Below are 17,846 nucleotides of genomic sequence, written 5' to 3' on the forward strand. Positions count from 1 at the left end.
AGGACGACGGCCGGCCGCTCCGGTGTGCTCAGCTCAGGGTGAGCGCGGTGTCGTCGACGACGAAGGAGGTCTGCAGGGAGCTGTCCTCCACGCCACTGAACGAGATGGTGGCGGTGGTGCCGGCCAGCGACGAGACGTCGAAGGACCGCTGCACGTAGCCGGTGGCCTTGTTGAGGTTGGAGTAGGTGGCCAGGGTGGTGCTGCCCGCCTTCACGGTCAGCTTGTCGTAGGCGGTCGTCGTGGTCGACTCCGCGCTGTCGATGTGCAGCCAGAAGCTCAGCGTCGCCCGGCAGCCGGCGGGAATCGTCACCGACTGCGTGAGGGTGTCGGTGTGCGTCGAGCCGTAGCCGTCGAGCCAGGCCTTGTACGAGCCGCCGTGCGCCGCCTGGCTGGTGGAGTTGGTGATGACGCCGGAGGAGGCGGTCCAGCTCACGTTGCCCGACTCGAAGCCGGGGTTGGCCAGCTTCTGGCCGGTGCAGCTGCCCGACGGCGGGGTGGTCGTGGTGGTCGGGGTCGGCGTCGGGGTGCCGCCCGTGCACGTGGCCTCACCGGTCTGCGCCGGCACGCTGATCGCGGTCCAGGCGGCCTTGACCGCGTTGAACTCGGTGCAGCTGGTCGGGTAGAGGTTCTTCGCCGCCTGCAGCGTCCAGACCCGGTACTTCAGGTACGACGAGGACGAGGTCTTCAGCAGCATGGCGTTGTACATGATCTTCATGGCCTTCTGGATGCCCAGGCCGGTGACGCTGCTGCCGTTGCAGGTGGAGCTGGCCGGCTGCCCGTTGGTCGGGCTGCTGCCGTTGGCCAGCAGGTAGAACCAGTGGTTGCCCGGACCCGCCGCGGCGTGCACCTCGGTGCCGGGGATGCTGCTGGAGTAGCAGTTCGGGTCGCCGAGCGCCGACGGGTTGTACATGTTGCGGATCGGGCCGCTGCCCACGAGGTTGACCTTCTCGCCGACCAGGAAGTCGGGAGCGTCGTAGCTGGACGGCTCGTTGGCGAACCACTCGGTGGCCGCGCCGAAGGTGTCGGCGACGAACTCCTGGGTGCCGCCGCCGGAGATGCCACCCGGGGTGTGGTCGTCGATGCCGTGGCCGATCTCGTGGGCCACCACGTCGAGCGAGCCGATCCACTGGCCCGAGGTGTTCTTGCCGATCTGGACCTGGGAGCCGTCGTAGTAGGCGTTCTGGTCGTTCAGCCCCACCCGGATCGGCCAGTAGCCGCCGTTGCCGTCGGCGCCGTTGCGGCCCAGCCACTGGGCGAGCATCTTGTGCTCGGTCTGCGCGGCGAACAGCGCGTCGACGCAGCCGGTCTCCCGGTTGGTGGCGGTGCCGTTGCCCCAGACGTCGTCGGAGCCGCTGAACGTCGTGTTGTTCGCGGCGTCCTGGCAGCTCAGGTTGGTGACCGTCGGGTCCTTCATGCTGTAGGTGGCGCCCGACTGCGTGGTGTTCAGGGTCAGCGGGCTGGGTCCGTTCCACGCCCCGGTGCCGGTGCCGTGCACGACGTGCTCCTGCGTGCGCAGCACCGCGCCGGTGCGGGCGTCGACGTCGACCGTGAGCCGGCTCGGGCCCTCGGCGCCGGTGCCCCGCATCGTGGTCTCCCAGGCCAGCGCCGGCGTGGCGCCGAGGGTGTAGACGACCAGGTTGGTGCCCTCGACGGTGCTGACCTTCTTGAGCTGGGCGCGCGCGGTCTTCGCCGCGGCGGCCGAGGTCAGCTTCGGCGTGGTGGCGAGGCTGCCGATGGCCTGCTGCTGGGCGACAGAGGCGTACTTCAGGTTGCCGGCCGTGTCGGTGGCCAGCACGAAGTCACCGCCGACCACGGGCAGGCCCTTGTAGGTGCGCTCGTAGGGCACGTACTGGGTGCCCTCGGAGGAGATGACCGCCTTCTGCACGAAGGCTTCGTCCGCGCTGGCGTGCAGGTAGGCGGGCCGGTCGGCGACCAGCGCGCGGGCCGAGTCGGCGGCGACGGCGCGGGCCTGGGCGGCGTCGGGTGCGGCGGGGCCGGGCGGCGCGGCCTGCACGGCCGCGGCGGTGCCGGCGGCGATCAGACCGGCCGCCGCCGCGCCGGAGAGCGCGACGAGGCGAGGTGAGAGCTTCAAGGGGGTCGCTCCTGTTCCTAGGCGCGCCGCACGGAGCCCGGTGGGGACGGGCGGCGCGGTGTGGCGAGGCGGGGTGACGGCCGATCTCCGAGGCTGCCGGCGTGGCCCCGGTTCGACAGATCGACCGTCGTGAGCCGCCGGGGGTCGGCGACTCGCTGGGGGCACAATCACACGGGCCCGGGCCCGGAGCAATGGGTGACCCGGGCAACCGACTCCCCGCGGTCGCCGCGCCGTCGCCGGGAATTCAGGAAGCCATGATCTTCAATAGGCCCTGATCAGGCCGAATGTTCCTCGCGTCAGACGGGGGCGTGTCTGCTCTGCGTCCTTTGCCGCTGTGTGCACATGGCGCATATTGACTCTTGTCTGTGCGCCCTGGTGCCCGGCCTGCGACAGGCGTAGGACCCGGGGGCGGCCATCTTCCACAGCTGTCCGAAGACCTGTACGTCCGTCGATCCGTAGGTTCGGGGCGACCGTCGGGCCGGCGCGTCCCCTGTGCACGCCGGCGGCCGGCGCGGGGAGGAGGAGCACGCGGATGCGAAGCGGAAGACATGCCTGGCGGGCCGCCCTGGTGGCCCTGGTGGTCGCCGGCACGGGCCTGCCGGCGACCGGCGCCCTGGCCCAGCCGGGCGCGGACGAACAGGCCCGGCTCGTGGTCGAGGACGGGGTCACCCAACCGGTGTTCGGCTACGCCGACGCGGTCCGGGAACGGATCTTCGTCACCTCGGACGTGGACACCGACTCCGACGGCGCGCGCGACGTCGTGGCCATGGACATCATCCGGCCGCGGGCCAGCGAGAACGGGCTCAAGGTGCCGGTCGTGATGGACGCCAGCCCCTACTACTCGACGGTCTGCCGCGGCAACGAGAGCGAGTGCAAGGCCGACGTCGACGGCGACGGGCTGAACGACACCTGGCCGCTGTTCTATGACAACTACTTCGTGCCACGCGGCTACGCCGTGGTCCTGCTCGACATGATCGGCACCAACAACTCGACCGGCTGCCCGGTCACCGGTGGCCGGGCCGACAACATCAGCGCGCCCACCGCCATCGACTGGCTCAACGGGCGCCGGCCGGGCGTCGACGCCGCCGGCCGGGAGGTCGTGGCGGACTGGCACAACGGCCGCACCGGCATGATCGGCAAGTCGTACGACGGGACGCTGGCCAACGCCGCGGCGGCCGACGGGGTGGCGGGGCTGACCACCATCGTGCCGATCTCGGCCATCTCCAGCTGGTACGACTACTCCCGGAGCAACGGCCTCGTCACCCGGGCGAACAACTACTCGGGCAGCCTGGCGAACACGGTCACCAACCCGGCCCGCCGGGCGCACTGCGCGGCGGTGCGGACCGCCCTCGGGCAGGGCGGCGACGACGTCACCGGTGACTACAACGACTTCTGGGCGGAGCGGGACTACGTGCCGCACGCCGACCGGGTCCGGGCCAGCGTCTTCGTGGTGCACGGCATCAACGACGACAACGTCCGCCCGGACCACTTCAGCAAGTGGTGGACCGCGCTGGGCGAGCAGGGCGTGCCGCGCAAGCTCTGGCTGACCGGCACCGGCCACGTCGACCCGTTCGACTTCCGGCGGGGCGCCTGGGTGGACACCCTGCACCGCTGGTTCGACCAGTGGCTCCAGGGGCTCGACAACGGGATCATGCGGGAGCCGGCCGTCGACATCGAGCGGGCGCCGGACGTGTGGGAGACCGCGCGCGCCTGGCCGCTGCCGGACGCCCGGCCGACCCAGGTGTTCCTCCGCGCTCCGACGGCCGGGAACGTCGGCGGGCTCGGCGTCCGCTCCGGCCCGGGTAACGGGTCGGCGACCTTCCAGGACACCCCCACCATGACCGCCGCCAACGCCATCCGGCATCCGTCGGACCCGGCGGCGAACACCGAGAACCGGCTGGTGTTCCTCTCCACGCCGCTGGCGGCGCCGCTGCACGTCTCCGGCACCCCGGTCGTGAAGATCAACGCCACCGTCGACGGCCAGGACACCAGCTTCGCCGGGCTCCTGGTCGACTACGGCACCCGCCCGCGCTTCAGCACCAGCGGCGACGGCATCCGGACGCTGACCGACGAGGACTGCTGGGGCGAGACGGCGACCTGGGGCGGCTTCGCCGAGAACGCCTGCTACCGGAAGACGGAGAAGACCGTCGCGACCAACCCGCAGGAGCTGGTCACCAAGGGCGTCATCGACGGACTGAACCTGGACTCGCCGTCGGTGTCGACGCCGCTGGTGCCCGGGCGGAAGACCGCCGTCGACCTGAACCTGCTCCCCGAGGACTACGTCTTCGCCGCCGGCCACCAGATCGGCGTGGTGCTGCTCGGCTCGTACTCCGGCTACAGCAGCCGGGCCAAGCAGAACCGGGCGCACATCACCGTCCACTTCGACCGCAGCCGGATCACCCTGCCGGTGGTCGGCGGCCGGGCCGCCGCGGTGGCCGCCGGCCTGTAGGAGAGTCCGGGGCGGGGCGCCGACGACGTCGCCCCGCCCCGGCTACCGGTCCGGCCGGTACCGGCCGGTGAGCCGGCCCAGCTTCAGCGCCAGGTGCAGGCAGAGCCGTTCGTTGCCGTCCTTGAGGTCGGTGCCGGCCAGCAGCTCCACCCGCTGCAGCCGGTAGTACAGCGTCGTCCGGTGCAGCCGCAGCCGCTCGGCGGTGGCGTGGGCGTTACCGGCCAGGTCCAGGTAGGCCTCCAGGGTCTCCAGCAGCACCTGGTGCGCCTCGTCGCCGAGCAGCCGGCCGAGCCCCGGGTGCACCCGCGCGACGTCCAGGTGACCGGCGTCCACCCCGGACAGCAACCGGTAGATGCCCAGGTCGGCCCAGGGCACCACCGGGCCGAGGACGGGCAGTTGCAGCCCCACCCGGGCCGCCTGGAACGCCTCCTGGTACGACAGGAGGCTGTCGTACAGCCGGGGCCGGCCGTCGCCGACGCCGAGCACCGTACGGCTCACCGACGCCAGCCCCCGGGTCGCCGCCCGCAGGGCCTGGTCGAGGTGCGCGGCCGCGTCCTCCGCCGCCACCCGGCCGGTGGCCCGCCCACCGCAGAGCAGCAGGACCCCGTGGTCGTGGCGCACGAGGTGCAGCGTCTCGCGCGACCCCACCCACTGCCGGGTGGCGACCAGCGCGTGCTCCAGGGCGATCCGGGCCGCGTCGTCGAGCACCTCGTCCCGGGTGACCGCGAGCTGGGCGACCAGCGCGGTGACCTGGCCGTCCCGGGCCACCACGCCCTCGGTCAGCAGCGACCGCACGGCCTCCCGCCGGGCCTCCGGGGACTCGACCAGGAGCGTCCGGGTCGCCTCCGCCTCCCGCTGCGAGGTCAGCTCGCCGAGCAGGTTCTCCCGGTAGAGGGCCAGCGACAGGTCCGGCATGGCCTCGGTCACCACCGAGATGTCCTCGTCGGTCATCCCGTCCACCGCGTCGATGAACCACACGAAGCCCAGCAGCAGGTCCTGGTGCCGGATCGGCACGCAGACGCGGGGGAGCAGGTCAAGGTCGGGGCAGGCCGGGGTACGCACGGGCTGCCGGGCCTCCATGACGCCGATCTCCCGGGCCCAGGCGATCACCTCGGGGGTGGTGTGCCGGCGCAGGATGGAGCTGCGGCGTACCCCGTCGATCACCCCGGTGTGTTCGCTGTAGACGACGACGCGCTGGCGCCGGTCCTCGATGAGGGCCGGACGCTTCACCCGCGCCGCGACCCGGTCGACGATGCGTTGCAGCTCCATGCGCATGCGCTTCCCCCGGACCGGCCCGGGTCCCGGCGGGGTCACCGCACGGCGCGGGCCGAACGTGTGCTGGTAGGACCCTCGGCCTACCTTCCGATGATGTTGGGCCGGCGCGCAATACCCCGCGACAGCCGTACCCTCCGGCGCGACGGGGTTCCGGCATCTGTCGGAAGACCGCCGGCCGGCACGCCCCTAACGTGTGCGGGGCCGGGTCCGCCGAGAAGGGAACACCGTCGTGGCCGCAACCAGGCCCTGGCAGGGCGTCGTCGTCGCCCTCCCCACGCCGTTCCGGAACGACCTCTCCGTCGACTACGACCGGCTCCAGGAGCACGTGCGGTGGCTCGGCGACTCCGGCTGCCGGGGCGTGACCCCGTGCGGCCCGCTGGGGGAGTACCCCGCCCTGTCCGAGGGGGAGCGCGCCGACGTGGTCCGCGCTGCCGTGGAGGCGGCGCCGCCGGGCTGCGCGGTGCTGCCGGCCGTCGGGGGGTACGGCAGCCGGCAGGCGTGCCACTGGGCCGAGCAGGCGCGGGCCGCCGGGGCGAAGGCCGTGCTCGCCCCGCCGCCGGTCGGCTACCCGGGCGGCCCCGCCGAGGTGGTCGCCCACTACCGCGAGGTCGCCGCCGTCGGGCTTCCGGTGGTGGTGTGCCGCGACCCGGCCGAGGCCACCGTGGACCTCACACCGGACCTGCTGGCCCGGATCGCCGAGACCGACGGCGTGGTGGCGGTACGGGAGGACGACGTCCGCCGGCTGCACCGGATCCGGGACCTCTGCCCGCACCTGGACGTGCTGGCCGGCGCCGACGACGTGCTGCTGGAGCTGACCGTGTGCGGCGCGACCGGGTGGCTCGCCGGCTGCCCGAACGCCCTGCCCCGGGTCTGCCTGCGCCTGCACCGGCTCTGCGCGGCCCGCGACCTGGCCGCCGCGCTGCCGCTCTACGCCCGGCTGCACCCGCTGCTCGGCTGGGGCGCCCGCACCGAGGGGGTGCAGGCCGTGAAGCTGGCCATGGGCCTGGCCGGCCGGTACGGCGGCCCGTGCCGGCCGCCCCGGGGCGCGCTGCCGCCCGAGCTGGAGGAGCGGCTGTGCCGGGACCTGCGGCGGGCCGAGCGGGCGGACGCCGGGCCGGTGCCCACGGCGTGACCGTCCTGCACGTGTCGGAAGTCGCCCGTCCACCTGCCGACATCTGCACGGTGACCGCCGCGCCGGCCGGCTCCTAGGGTCGGAATCGGGCGTGATCAATGCGGACGGGTGAGCGCCCCTGAGCACCCCGCCCCCTCCGCCCGGACCTGAGAGGTGACTCGATGCGCCTTCTGCCCTCCAGGCGTGCGGTGTGGCGCCCGGTGCTGGCCGCCGCCGTCACGACCGTCCTGGTCGCGACCGGCTCGGCCGGGCCGGCCTCCGCCGCACCGAACGGCCCGCCGGACGGGCCCGCCCCGTTCCAGCCGCTCGACCCCCAACACTGGCAGAACCCGGACACGATGACCTGGGACGACTACCGGCAGGTGCCGGGCCGGGACTGGGCCGACCCGACCGTGCGCGGGTCGGTCCGCAACTTCAAGATCGCGCTGGTCACGCTGGACTACGTGGACCAGCCGTTCGTCATCACCCAGCCGGCCGGCTCGACCGTCTTCGGCAACCCGCAGGCGACCGCCGCGAACGTGCCCCGCAACCAGGTCGCGGGGTTCTACAGGGACTTCCTCAACAAGCCGGGTGACCTGAACCGGGGACACACCCTGCACGAGTACTGGATGCAGGACTCCAACGGCCGGTACGGGGTGGACCTCAGCGGTTTCGGCCCGTACGAGATGCCGGCGAAGTCCTACCAGTACGGCATCGACAACGGCTTCAACCCCGGCGCCTGCCCGACCGGGGAGGCGTGCGCCAAGAACATCCGCACCGACGGCCTGGGCGCCTGGCGCGCGGCGGTCGGCGACGCGGTGGCCGACAGCTTCGAGCTGGTCTTCATCCTCTCGGCTGGCCAGGACGAGTCGTCGACCTGGCAGGAGTTCGGCCAGATGATGTTCCAGACCAAGGAGGACGTGCCGGACGCGTGGGGGCCGCCGGACCCCACCCTGCCGAACTACGCGAAGACCCGGTACGTCGAGTGGACCTCGTGGAAGGCCGCCTCGACCATCTGGCCGAACGCCGGCGGCGGCTCGTCGACCCAGGCGGAGAGCTCCGGCCAGGGCGTGTACGCCCACGAGCTGAGCCACCTGCTGAGCATCGGGGACAACTACAACAACCCGTACGGCACGCCGTTGCGCCGTGCGTACACCGGCATCTGGAGCATGATGTCGCGCGGGTCGTTCAACGGGCCGGGCGGGCCGCACACCCGCTGGCAGATCCCGCCGGTCAACGGCGGCTCGATGGGGTCGCTGCACATGCTGCGGGACAAGCTGAAGATCGGGCTGCTCGGTGAGGAGCACGTGCTGCGGCTGTCCCGGGAGGGGCTGGCCACCTCGGGGATGGTGGTCGCCGACGTGACCGCCCGCGCCGTGGACGCCGGGCCCGGCGGGCTGACCGGTCTCAACATCGCGATGAACACCGACCGCGCGCCGGCGTGCAGCGTCACCACCGACCCGCTCTGCGACGGCGGCCGGTACAACAACTACACCGTCGAGGTCGTCGACCGGCTGGGCGCGGACTCGTTCACCCCGGACAACGGCGTGCTGATCAGCAAGACCAAGAACGCCGACAGCGCGCCGTTCGTGTGGGTGGTCGACGCCAACCCGCAGGACATCGACATGGTCGACTTCTACCAGCCGAACGGCACCCCGCAGAAGATCACCATGGGCGACTACCGGCAGCTGTCCGACGCGCTGTTCCACGCCGGGGCCAACTCCGGCAGCGAGTACGAGTACGTGGACGAGGCCAACCGGCTGCACTTCTACGTGCTCAACCTGCGCCGGGACGGCGACGGGGTGCTGTCGTACACGGTGGCCGTGCGGTCGCTGGACGGCGCCGGGCCCAGCGTGCACGGGGTGGCGCTGTCCAAGGGCCACCTGGTGACCCGGGGCAAGCCCACCGGCAAGGGCGCCACCTGCACGTTCGACCTGACCAACACCGGGTCCTACGTGGCCGGCGGGCAGCCGCACCCGGAGGACGCCGGGGCGTACCTGCGCTCCGACGTCTACCGGCTCTCGGCGACCGTCGGTGGTCAGGGCTGGCGGGTGGAGCTGCCGAACGAGCTGGCGACGGCCGAGTTCGGGGCCAGCACCCCGGTGGCGGTCTCGGTCGGCGCCGGCTCCGGGGCGACCGCGACCACCCTGGTGACCCTCACGGCCACCTCGGAGAGCGACCCGAGCCGGACCGTGACCAGCCAGTGCCGGGTCGAACGGCCCCGCGCGCAGCTCGGCTGACTACGAACCGGGGCGGCGCGGCCCGCGTGCCACGCCGCCCCGGACCACCGACGACCAGGAGGACCGATGCGTCGCCTGCTGGCAGCGCTCGTGCTGCCGTCGCTGCTCACCGGCGCGCTGGCCGCGTGCGGTGACGCCGAGGAGGCCCGGAAGGCGATGACCGTGCGGGTGCTCGTCCGGGACATCAACATCCGGCCGGCGGGCGTCGAGTGCGCCGGCACCGGCCCCTACACGCACTTTCACAACCGGTCGCCGTTCCAGGTGGTCGACACCGGCGGCCGGACGCTCGCCGAGGGGGCGCTGTCGGCGGGCCGGTCGGTGGCGACCTTCGCCGAGGACCTGGAGGTGACGCGCGTGCCGACGTACTGCGAGTTCGCCGTGCCGGTCGACCTGGCCGCGCGGGACGCCTACCGGCTGGTCGTGGACGGCCACCCGCCGGTCGACCTCACCCCGAACGACAGCGAGGGACCGGCGCTGGTCGCGGTGGTGCCGTCGTGACCCGGGGGTACGCCGTCCGCCTCGCCGCCGTCGCGCTGGCGGCGGTGCTCGCGGCGACCGGCTGCACCGGTGGCGGCGAGGCGCCCGCCCGGCCGGCGCCGGTCGCCGGTGGGGCCGCGGCCCTCCCCGGCCCCGCGCCGGCGGGCCTGGCGTTGCGCCCGGCGCCGTCCGGTGCGCCCGGCGCGCCGGCCGTCACCGGCGCGCTCACCGACGGCAGCCCGGTCGCCCTCGCCGACCTGTGGGCCGACCGCCCGGTCGTGCTGGTGTTCTTCACCTCGTGGTGCACGCTCTGCGCCGACCGGCAGGCGGCCCTGAGCGAGCTGGCCCGTCGCCACTCCGACGAGGTCGTTCTCGTCGGGGTGGCCACCGAGGACCGGCCCGAGGACGTCCAGCGCTACCTGCGGGAACACCGCGTCGAGTACCCGGTCGTGCTCGACGCCGACGGCACGATCTGGCGGTCGTACGCGGTCCGGGAGCCCCCCGCCGTGGTGGTCGTCGCCAAGGGCGGCGCGCTGCTGCGCGGCTGGCCGGGCGGGGTGGACGCCGCCACGCTCGACACCGAGTTGCGCCGGCTCGTGCTCGCGGGCTGACCGGTGGCTCAGTCCGCCGCCGGGGGCCGGCGCTTCTGCGGGTACGGCGTCTCGCCCCGGGCCAGCATGTCCACGAACTCGGCGAGCCGCCGCGCCCGGGTCTCCGCCCGCTTCAGACTGGCGAGCCGGTAGATGATCGACCACCGGTTCTGGGCCGTGAGCACCTCGAACATCGCCCGGGCGCGGTCGTTCCCGGCCAGCGCGGCGACCAGGTCCGCCGGCACCTCGGCGGTGGCCTGCCCGGCGTACGCGGCGTCCCAGCGGCCGTCGGCCCGGGCGCGTTCGACCTCGACGAGCCCCGGCGGCCGCATCCGCCCCTCCTCGACGAGGCGGGCCACGATCCCCACGTTCCGTGCCGACCAGGGGCTGCGTGCCCGGCGCGGGGTGAAGCGCTGCTGGAAGGTGACCTCGTCCCGGCGCCGCTTCTGGCCGTCGATCCAGCCGTGGCACAGCGCCTCGTCCAGCGCCTGGTCGTAGGTCAGGGTGGTGGGCGTGGTCGTGCCCCGCTTGGCCAGCACCAGCCACACGCCCGCCGGCTCGTCGTGGTGGACGGCGAGCCAGTCCCGCCAGGCGTCCACGTCGGGCACCACCAGCTCCGGCGGTTCCTGCGCCATCGGTCCCTCCTCGTTCCGTCGCTCAGCCGGCCGACCAGACCGCCGGGTCGCTGCCCCACCGCGTCGGCGGGCCGGCCCAGGTACGCCGGCCGCCGGGCAGGACGAGCGGCGGCAGCGCGTACCGCAGGCGGCCCGCGGGGGCGTCCCGCTCGGCACACCAGGGCTCGGGGTCGGGTGGGGCGCCCGCGGGGGCCGACCCGACCGGCAGGTCGTGCCGCAACCACCCGGCGGTACGCGCCAGCGACAGCTCCGCGGTCCAGGCGCCCCCCTCGTGGACGCGCCGCGCCAGCGCCCGGAGCACCGCCGCGGCGAGCAGGTAGCCGGTGCCGTGGTCGAGGGCCTGGGCGGGCAGCACGCCGGGTGTGCCGTCCGGCCGCCGCTCGATCTCGGCGATGCCGGTGGCAGCCTGCACGAGGCTGTCGAAGCCGCGCCGCCCGGCCCACGGGCCGGTGCCGCCCCACGCCGACAGCCGCGCCACCACCAGGTCGGGGCGGTGCCGACGCAGCGCCTCGGGGGACAGGCCCCACCGGTCCAGCGCACCCGGCCGGTAGCCGGTGACCACCACGTCGGCGTCGGCGACCAGGGCCTCGAACCGCGCCCGGTCGGCGGGCCGGCCCAGGTCGAGCAGGGTGGAGCGCTTGCCGGCGTCGGTGTCCAGGTGCTGCGGTTCCAGCTCCGGCAGGCCGGGGGAGTCGACGCGCAGCACGTCGGCCCCGAGCAGGGCGAGGAACCGGGTGGCCACCGGGCCGGCGATCACCCGGGTCAGGTCGAGCACGCGTACCCCGGCGGCCGGAAGCCCGGGCGGCGCGGGCGGCGCCGGGCGGGCCGCCGCCGGAGCGTCGGCGTGCAGCCGGACCAGGGGTTCCGCCGCGACGGCCGCGGCCTGCGGGTGGGCGTCCCACTCGGCGGGGCTGCGGGCCGCGACGGCGAGGCCGTGGGCCGCCATGACCCGCTGTTCGACCTCGACGGCCGGGCGGGCGCCGATCCGCTCGCCCACGGCCGCCACCAGCGCCTCGTCGTCCGGGCGCGCCGGGTCCAGGTCGAGCGCCGCCAGCAGGCGCCGCCGGTGGTGCGCGTAGTTGGCGTGGGTACGCACCCAGCCGTCGGCGGTCGGCCAGTAGCGGGACAGCGGGGCGAAGCCGCTGAACCCCCGCCCGTCAACCCGCAGGTGCCGCTCGCTGGTGAAGGAGACCGCCACGGCGCGGCTGTCCACGGCCAGCGGGCCGTCCGTCGCGGCACCGCGGGCCCGGGCCAGCTCCAGGGCGGCCAACCCGGCGGCGGCGACACACGCCACGGCGAGGTCGGTCACCGGCAGCCGGGCCGGCAGCACGCCGTCGGGGCCGGCCGGCCGCACCGCCGCGACGGCGGCCGGATCCCCGCCCAGCGCCGCCCAGGTCGTCCTGATCGCCTCCGTCGTCGAGTTCACCACGCCGCCGATCATCGCACCGCCGGAGGCGGCCGACGCTCACCGGGGTTTCCGGGTCTTCGACGGCGTCAGGCTGGGCAGCGGGCTGAGCGAGGGGGAGATGGTCGGCGGCGCGGTCGGCCGCTTGCTCGGGGTGGGGCTCGGGCGCGACGGCGTGGGACTGGGCGTCGGCCGGGCGGACGGGGTGGGCGAGGAGGTCGCCGGCGGCGGCGCCGGAGCGGTGGTCTCCGGGGCGTCGTCCGGGAACGCCGGCTCGGCGAACCGGTACTTGTCCGGGTCGAGCTTCAACGCCGCGGTCGCGTTCGTCATGAACTGCCGCCAGATCGGCCCCGGCCCGGTGGAGCCGTAGACCTCGTAGCTGCCGCCCGTCGTCTTGAGCGGCTTGCCGTCGGTGGTGCCCAGCCAGACGGCCGAGGCGAGCGCCCCCGTCCAGCCGACCATCCACGTGTGCACGTTCTGGGTGGTGCTCTGCCCGGCCTGCCAGGTGCCCGTCTTGCCGGCGGAGTCCCAGTCGTTGTCCAGCTTGGCCGCCCTGACCCGGCGCAGCGTCCAGTCGAGCTGGTTGATCGCCTCCTGGTCCAGGCCCAGGTCGGTCGTCTTGAGCTGCTCGCCCCACACCTTCTCGTCGCCCTTGGTCACCGACCGGACGAAGTGCGCGTCGGCCCGCTTGCCGCCGGCCGCGAACGTGGCCATCCCGTTGGCGTGGTCCTGCACGCTGATGCCGTACTGGCCGATGCCGACCTCGGTGGAGAACCGCCGGGCCACCTCGTCGGCCGGTTCGCTCCGCAGGTCGACCCGCTGCGGCTGCGGGTTGCCCTTGACGGTCTCCCACATCGACTCGACCCCGGCCCGCTTCGCCATGTCGATGACCTTGGCGGTGCCGAGCTTCTCGGTCAGCTCGAAGTAGGTGACGTTCAGCGAGGCGACGGTCGCCTCCCAGAGCGCGCAGTTCGGCTGGCAGGGCGCGTGCTCGGCGTTGCGGATCGGTCCGGCCGCGCTGCCCTTGGTCCGCCCCGACTCGGGGAACTCCTTGGTGTCCGGCGAGTCGAACCGCTGCTTCACCGAGATGTCGTTCTCGACGGCGGCGGCCAGGTCGTAGACCTTGAACGACGAGCCCGGGGGATGCTGGCCGAACCCGCGCGCCTGGCCGTTCTCGTCGCGGTACCAGCCGGCGTAGTCGGCGCCGGAACCGCTGTTGCCGCCGTAGTAGCCGAGCACCCGGCCGGTGCCGGGCTCCACGGCGACGAGCGCGGCCTGCCAGTTCTTCGGCTGGCCGCGGACCGCCTCCGGCGCGGTGTCCCGGCGGATGTCGGCGGCGGCCTCCGCGGCGTCCTGCACGCGCTTGTCGATGGTGGTGACGATCTTGTAACCGCCGTCGCGGATCACCTCGTCCGACTTGCCGCGGAACGGCTCGGTCCCGCGCAGCTCGCTGAGCACGTGGTTGACCACCAGGCCGGTCGGCCGGTCCAGGCCCGAGCGGCCCGCGTTCGGGTCCACGGGCCGCACCGAGTCCGGGTACGCCAGGTTCGCCGCCTGCTCCGAGGTGAGGTAACCGAGCTTCACCATGCCGTCGCGGATGTAGTTCCAGCGGTCGATCGAGTTCTGCTTGGCGAGGGCGTTGCGTCGCGGGTCGTAGCCGGGGGAGCCCTCGGGGTCGGCCGGGTCCGCCTCCGGCTGCTTCACCATGGCGCAGAGCACCATTGCCTCGGCCTGGGTGAGCTGCTGCTGCGGCGGGGCGTCCCGGCGCACCGTCTTGCCGAAGAAGGTCTGCGCGGCCGCCTCGATCCCGTACGCGCCCCGGCCGAACGGGACGGTGTTCAGGTAGAAGCCGAGGATCTCCTCCTTGCTGTAGGTGTCGTCCAGCTTCCAGGCGACCACCGCCTCGCGCAGCTTCCGCGAGTAGGTCACCCCGCGCAGGTCGGCGGCGACCCGCGCGTACTGCTGGGTGAGGGTGGAGGCGCCCTGCCGCTGCCCGCCCGTGACGTTCGCCCAGGCCGCCCGGAGCACGCCCTTGAAGTCCACGCCCTTGTTGGTCCAGAAGGTGCGGTCCTCGGCCGCCACGATGGCCTGCTTGGCCGAGTCGTTCATCTGGTCGTACGGGACGATGGTGCGGTTCTCCGCCCCCAGCTTCGCCATGGGCGTGCGCCCGTCGGCGTAGTAGACGGTGGTCGACTCCGGCAGCTTGAGGTCGGTGGGGGTCGGCACGCTGTCGAAGTAGTAGCCGCCGGCCACCAGGCCCGTGCCCGCCAGCAGCGCGAACACGGCCAGGAAGACCAGCAGGCGGTGCCGCCGGCGCTTCCGCCCCGGTGTGGGGGTCGTGGCACCGTCGTCGTAGTCACCGGTCTGACGCATCCGCACCCGATACCCTCCGACTGCTCGGCCGAATCGTGTCCCTGCCCGGCTCGCAGGCTAGCGGAGCTGCGGCGACGGCACCGGGCTCCGGCGTCATCCGGTGCGGTGGCGGGCAGTCCGACCGGCGCGGGACATTGACAGTCGCGGTTGCGCCGGGCACGCTCGGACGAGCTGCGGGAACGCTCCCATAGCCCGTTCCCCCGTCCCCTTCAGGAGCAATGACGTGGCCCTGACTCCCTTCCGGCGGCGCGCCCTGACCGGTGTCGCCGCCGTCGCCGCGACCCTCGCCGCGGCGGTGCCCTTCTCGCCCGCGCCGGCCGGCGCGGAACTCCGCGACGGCGCGCGGTTCTACACCCCCCGACCGGACCACGGGGCGGTGGCCCAGATCGCCCGGCTGACCGCAACGGGGCACCACCGGCAGGCCGCCGCACTGCGCGCCATGATCCGTACGCCCCAGGCGGTCTGGGTCACCGGCGGCTCCGCCGCCACGGTCACCCGGACGGTCAACGCCGAGGTGCGCCGGGCGGCCGGCAAGAAGACCGTGCCCGTGCTCGTGGCCTACAACATCCCGTTCCGCGACTGCGCGCAGTACTCGGCCGGCGGCGCCACCTCGGTGGCCGAGTACGAAGCGTGGATCGACGCGTTCGCCCGGGGCATCGGCGGCCGCGAGGTGGCCGTCATGCTGGAGCCGGACGGCCTGGGCATCATCCCCTGGTACACCACGATCAACGGCAGCCAGGACTGGTGCCGCCCGGCCGAGGCGGACCCGGCGACCGCCGCCGCCGAGCGGTTCGCCATGCTCAACTACGCCGTCGACAAGCTCACCGCGCTGCCCCGCACCAGCGTCTACCTCGACGGCACGCACAGCGCCTGGCTCGGAGTCGGCGACGCCGCCGACCGGCTGGTCAAGGCCGGCGTCGGCCGGGCCGACGGCTTCTTCCTCAACGTCTCCAACTACGAGACCACCGAACGTCAGCTCAAGTACGGCAACTGGATCTCCAAGTGCGTCCACTACGGCACCGCCGGCCCCGAGTGGGCGCGCGGCCACTTCGACTGGTGCGCCAGCCAGTACTACCCGGCCGACCCGGCCGACTTCAGCACCTGGGTCCGCACCGACGCCTGGTACGCCGAGAACGTCGGCGACGTGCCGGCCGACCAGCTCGCCCACTTCGTCGTCGACACCAGCCGCAACGGGCAGGGGCCGTGGACCCCGCCGGCCGGCGTGACCTGGCCGGACCCGCAGACCTGGTGCAACCCGCCGGACCGGGGCCTGGGCCTGCGCCCCACCACGGCCACCGGTGACCCGCTCGCCGACGCGTTCCTCTGGGTGAAGACGCCCGGCCAGCCCGACGGGCAGTGCGACCGGGGCACCGGCACCGGGCGGGACCCGGCGCGCGGCGGCATCGCCGACCCGGCCGCCGGCGCCTGGTTCGGCGAGCAGGCCCTCGAACTGGTGCGGTACGCCAACCCACCGCTGCGCTGACCGACCCGGGCCGGGGCGCTCGACCGCCCCGGCCCGGACCGGGCTCAGCGCAGGGCCCACCCGGTGGACCGGCCGTTGCGGGTCCTGGTGATCCGGCGCGCCGGCCAGCGGCCGTTACCGCCGGACCGGCCGGCCCAGAACGGCGAGAGCCGCCACATCGGGTGGGTGGTGGTGTCGCCCGGTCCCGTGAAGGCCTCCCGGACGGCGTACCCGTGCCGCCGGAACAGGTCCCGGTCGGTCTCGGTGAACACCTCCGCGTACGTCGGCAGGCTCAGGGTGTCCATCCACCGCTGCGCCCCGACGAGCACCGCGGCGGCCCGGCGGGCGGCCGCCGGGCCCGGCGCGGCCAGCAGGGCGAGATGGTTGTGCGCCTCGGCCGGTCGCCGGGCGGCGAGCGCCTCGTCCAGCCGCAGGAAGCGCTCCTCGTCGGGGCCGGCGGCCGCGCCGAGGCGGTCGGCGTACCGGTTCGGCGGCGGAATCGGCCGGTAGCGGTGGAACCAGACGGTCGCCGCCGTGCCGTCCCGGAGCAGGAACGCGTCGCCGAAGAGCATCGCGTGTTCGGTCCAGATCCGGGCCACCGCGGCCAGGACGGCGGTGCGGCGTTGCGGGTCGGGGACGAGCCACGCGGCGAGGGCGGTCGGGGAGAGGGCCTCGGCGACGAGATCGGCGATGCGGCCGATATCGCACCACCGGGCCCGGACGACGGGTGTGGCTGTGCTCATGAAAACTCCTGGTGACCAGGGTGATCGCGTAGGTGGGAGGGCGCCGGGAGCGGTCCTTGGCTCGGCGCCGGCCGGGTGCGGCCGTGCAACTGGTGCGGAGAAGAGGCCGGGGCGTCGCGCGCGCCGGGCGGTGCTACCGCGGCCGGCTCAGGCGGGCCGGGTGCCCGGGCGGGGCGAGCGCGACACCGGCGCCGGGTCGTCGGCCGGGCCCGTGCGGTGGCCGGTGAGCACCGGCGGGGCCCAGGGGGCGGCACCGGCGACGGCCGCCTCGCCGTGGCCGGTGCCCGGCGACCCGGCCGTGCCGCTGCCCGACGGAGCCGGCCGGACCGGGATCGGGTCCAGGTCCGAGCGGGAGGCGTGCGGCCGGGAGGACTTCCCGGAGCCGGCCTGGTCCGGCCGGGCGGCACGGATGGCGTCCGACGGACCGGCGGTCGTGGCCGGGCCGGCGTCCGCCGGATCGGCGTGGACCGGGGGATGGGCCGGAGCTCTCGGGGTGTCCGCGGGCCCGGCCGGTGCGGAACCGTCCGTGGGGCCGGCGGGTGGCGGTGACGTGCCGGGCGGTGCGGTGTCGGGTGGCGGCGTCACCGGTCCGGTGGGCGGGTCCAGCAGGTCGGTCACGGGGGTCAGCGGTTCCAGGACCGGGTCCAGCGGCCCGCGCACCGGCTTCAGGGCGCGCCACACCGGTCCGAGGACCGGACCGAGCGGCCGGGTGACCGGGGCGAGCGCGCCGGCCACCGGGGCGAGCACCCGGCCCCGCACCGGGTCGGTGACCGGGCGGAGCGCGCCGGCGACGGGGGCGAGCACCCCGTTTCGCAGCGGATCGGTGGCGGGGCGGAGCGCCCCGGTCACCGGGTCGAGCACCCGCGCGCGGACCGGGGCCAGGGCCCGGTCGAGCCCGCCGCCGCTGCCCGCGCGCCGCGACATACGACGATGCCCCGAGCCGCCATGATTGCTGGCAGATACTGGGCTACCCGGTTGATCGATAAAAGGACCG

13 protein-coding genes are annotated in these 17,846 nt (G+C 74.4%); 6 read left to right on the forward strand and 7 right to left on the reverse strand.

What is annotated here, in order from left to right; translation table 11 throughout:
- Window positions 1–28: 28 nt before the first annotated feature.
- Entirely contained in the window at window positions 29–2,092 is a 2,064-nt protein-coding gene (locus tag ABZ452_RS31975) for a M4 family metallopeptidase (RefSeq protein ID WP_357951056.1), read from the reverse strand.
- A 532-nt stretch (window positions 2,093–2,624) separates the two neighbouring features.
- Here ABZ452_RS31975 and ABZ452_RS31980 point away from each other — a divergent pair.
- Complete coding sequence (locus ABZ452_RS31980) at window positions 2,625–4,541, forward strand: Xaa-Pro dipeptidyl-peptidase (RefSeq protein ID WP_357951059.1); 1,917 nt, start codon at window positions 2,625–2,627, stop codon at window positions 4,539–4,541.
- Window positions 4,542–4,583: 42 nt separating this feature from the next.
- Here the strand turns inward: ABZ452_RS31980 and ABZ452_RS31985 are convergent, their stop codons facing one another.
- The gene (locus ABZ452_RS31985; protein WP_357951062.1) at window positions 4,584–5,810 is read right to left on the reverse strand and encodes a helix-turn-helix domain-containing protein; all 1,227 of its coding nucleotides are present in this window, start codon (window positions 5,808–5,810) and stop codon (window positions 4,584–4,586) included.
- Window positions 5,811–6,045: 235 nt separating this feature from the next.
- Here ABZ452_RS31985 and ABZ452_RS31990 point away from each other — a divergent pair, with 235 nt between their 5' ends.
- The 4 genes from ABZ452_RS31990 to ABZ452_RS32005 all read left to right on the forward strand — a co-directional run bounded on the left by ABZ452_RS31990 (window position 6,046) and on the right by ABZ452_RS32005 (window position 10,255).
- Entirely contained in the window at window positions 6,046–6,948 is a 903-nt protein-coding gene (locus tag ABZ452_RS31990; protein ID WP_357951065.1) for a dihydrodipicolinate synthase family protein, read from the forward strand.
- A gap of 161 nt (window positions 6,949–7,109) precedes the next feature.
- Window positions 7,110–9,167 carry a M6 family metalloprotease domain-containing protein gene (locus tag ABZ452_RS31995; protein ID WP_357951069.1) on the forward strand — a complete coding sequence of 686 codons (2,058 nt, stop codon included), beginning with the start codon at window positions 7,110–7,112 and terminating at the stop codon, window positions 9,165–9,167.
- Between the two features lie 66 nt (window positions 9,168–9,233).
- Window positions 9,234–9,665: a hypothetical protein gene (locus ABZ452_RS32000; RefSeq protein ID WP_357951072.1), complete on the forward strand. Its 432-nt coding sequence runs from the start codon at window positions 9,234–9,236 to the stop codon at window positions 9,663–9,665.
- A complete protein-coding gene (locus tag ABZ452_RS32005) occupies window positions 9,662–10,255 on the forward strand; it encodes a TlpA disulfide reductase family protein (RefSeq protein ID WP_357951075.1) in 594 nt (197 codons plus the stop codon). The genes ABZ452_RS32000 and ABZ452_RS32005 overlap by 4 nt, the downstream gene beginning before the upstream one ends.
- 8 nt (window positions 10,256–10,263) lie before the next feature.
- Here ABZ452_RS32005 and ABZ452_RS32010 read toward each other — a convergent pair whose 3' ends face one another.
- The 3 genes from ABZ452_RS32010 to ABZ452_RS32020 are packed head-to-tail and all read right to left on the reverse strand — an operon-like array spanning window position 10,264 to window position 14,647.
- On the reverse strand, window positions 10,264–10,869 hold the full coding sequence (locus tag ABZ452_RS32010) for a YdeI/OmpD-associated family protein (protein ID WP_357951078.1): 606 nt from the start codon (window positions 10,867–10,869) through the stop codon (window positions 10,264–10,266).
- 22 nt (window positions 10,870–10,891) lie between these two features.
- On the reverse strand, window positions 10,892–12,298 hold the full coding sequence (locus ABZ452_RS32015; RefSeq protein ID WP_357951080.1) for a CoA transferase: 1,407 nt from the start codon (window positions 12,296–12,298) through the stop codon (window positions 10,892–10,894).
- Between the two features lie 36 nt (window positions 12,299–12,334).
- The gene (locus ABZ452_RS32020; protein ID WP_357951083.1) at window positions 12,335–14,647 is read right to left on the reverse strand and encodes a transglycosylase domain-containing protein; all 2,313 of its coding nucleotides are present in this window, start codon (window positions 14,645–14,647) and stop codon (window positions 12,335–12,337) included.
- Between the two features lie 223 nt (window positions 14,648–14,870).
- On the opposite strand from ABZ452_RS32020, the gene ABZ452_RS32025 reads away from it, so the two are divergent.
- The gene (locus ABZ452_RS32025) at window positions 14,871–16,130 is read left to right on the forward strand and encodes a glycoside hydrolase family 6 protein (protein WP_357951086.1); all 1,260 of its coding nucleotides are present in this window, start codon (window positions 14,871–14,873) and stop codon (window positions 16,128–16,130) included.
- Window positions 16,131–16,174: 44 nt separating this feature from the next.
- Here the strand turns inward: ABZ452_RS32025 and ABZ452_RS32030 are convergent, their stop codons facing one another.
- A complete protein-coding gene (locus tag ABZ452_RS32030) occupies window positions 16,175–16,852 on the reverse strand; it encodes a hypothetical protein (protein WP_357951089.1) in 678 nt (225 codons plus the stop codon).
- Between the two features lie 147 nt (window positions 16,853–16,999).
- Window positions 17,000–17,776, reverse strand: a complete 777-nt coding sequence (locus ABZ452_RS32035) for a hypothetical protein (protein ID WP_357951091.1) — start codon at window positions 17,774–17,776, stop codon at window positions 17,000–17,002.
- Window positions 17,777–17,846: the final 70 nt, after the last annotated feature.

The sequence above is a fragment of the Micromonospora sp. NPDC005707 genome (assembly GCF_040631005.1).
Taxonomy (GTDB): Bacteria; Actinomycetota; Actinomycetes; order Mycobacteriales; family Micromonosporaceae; genus Micromonospora.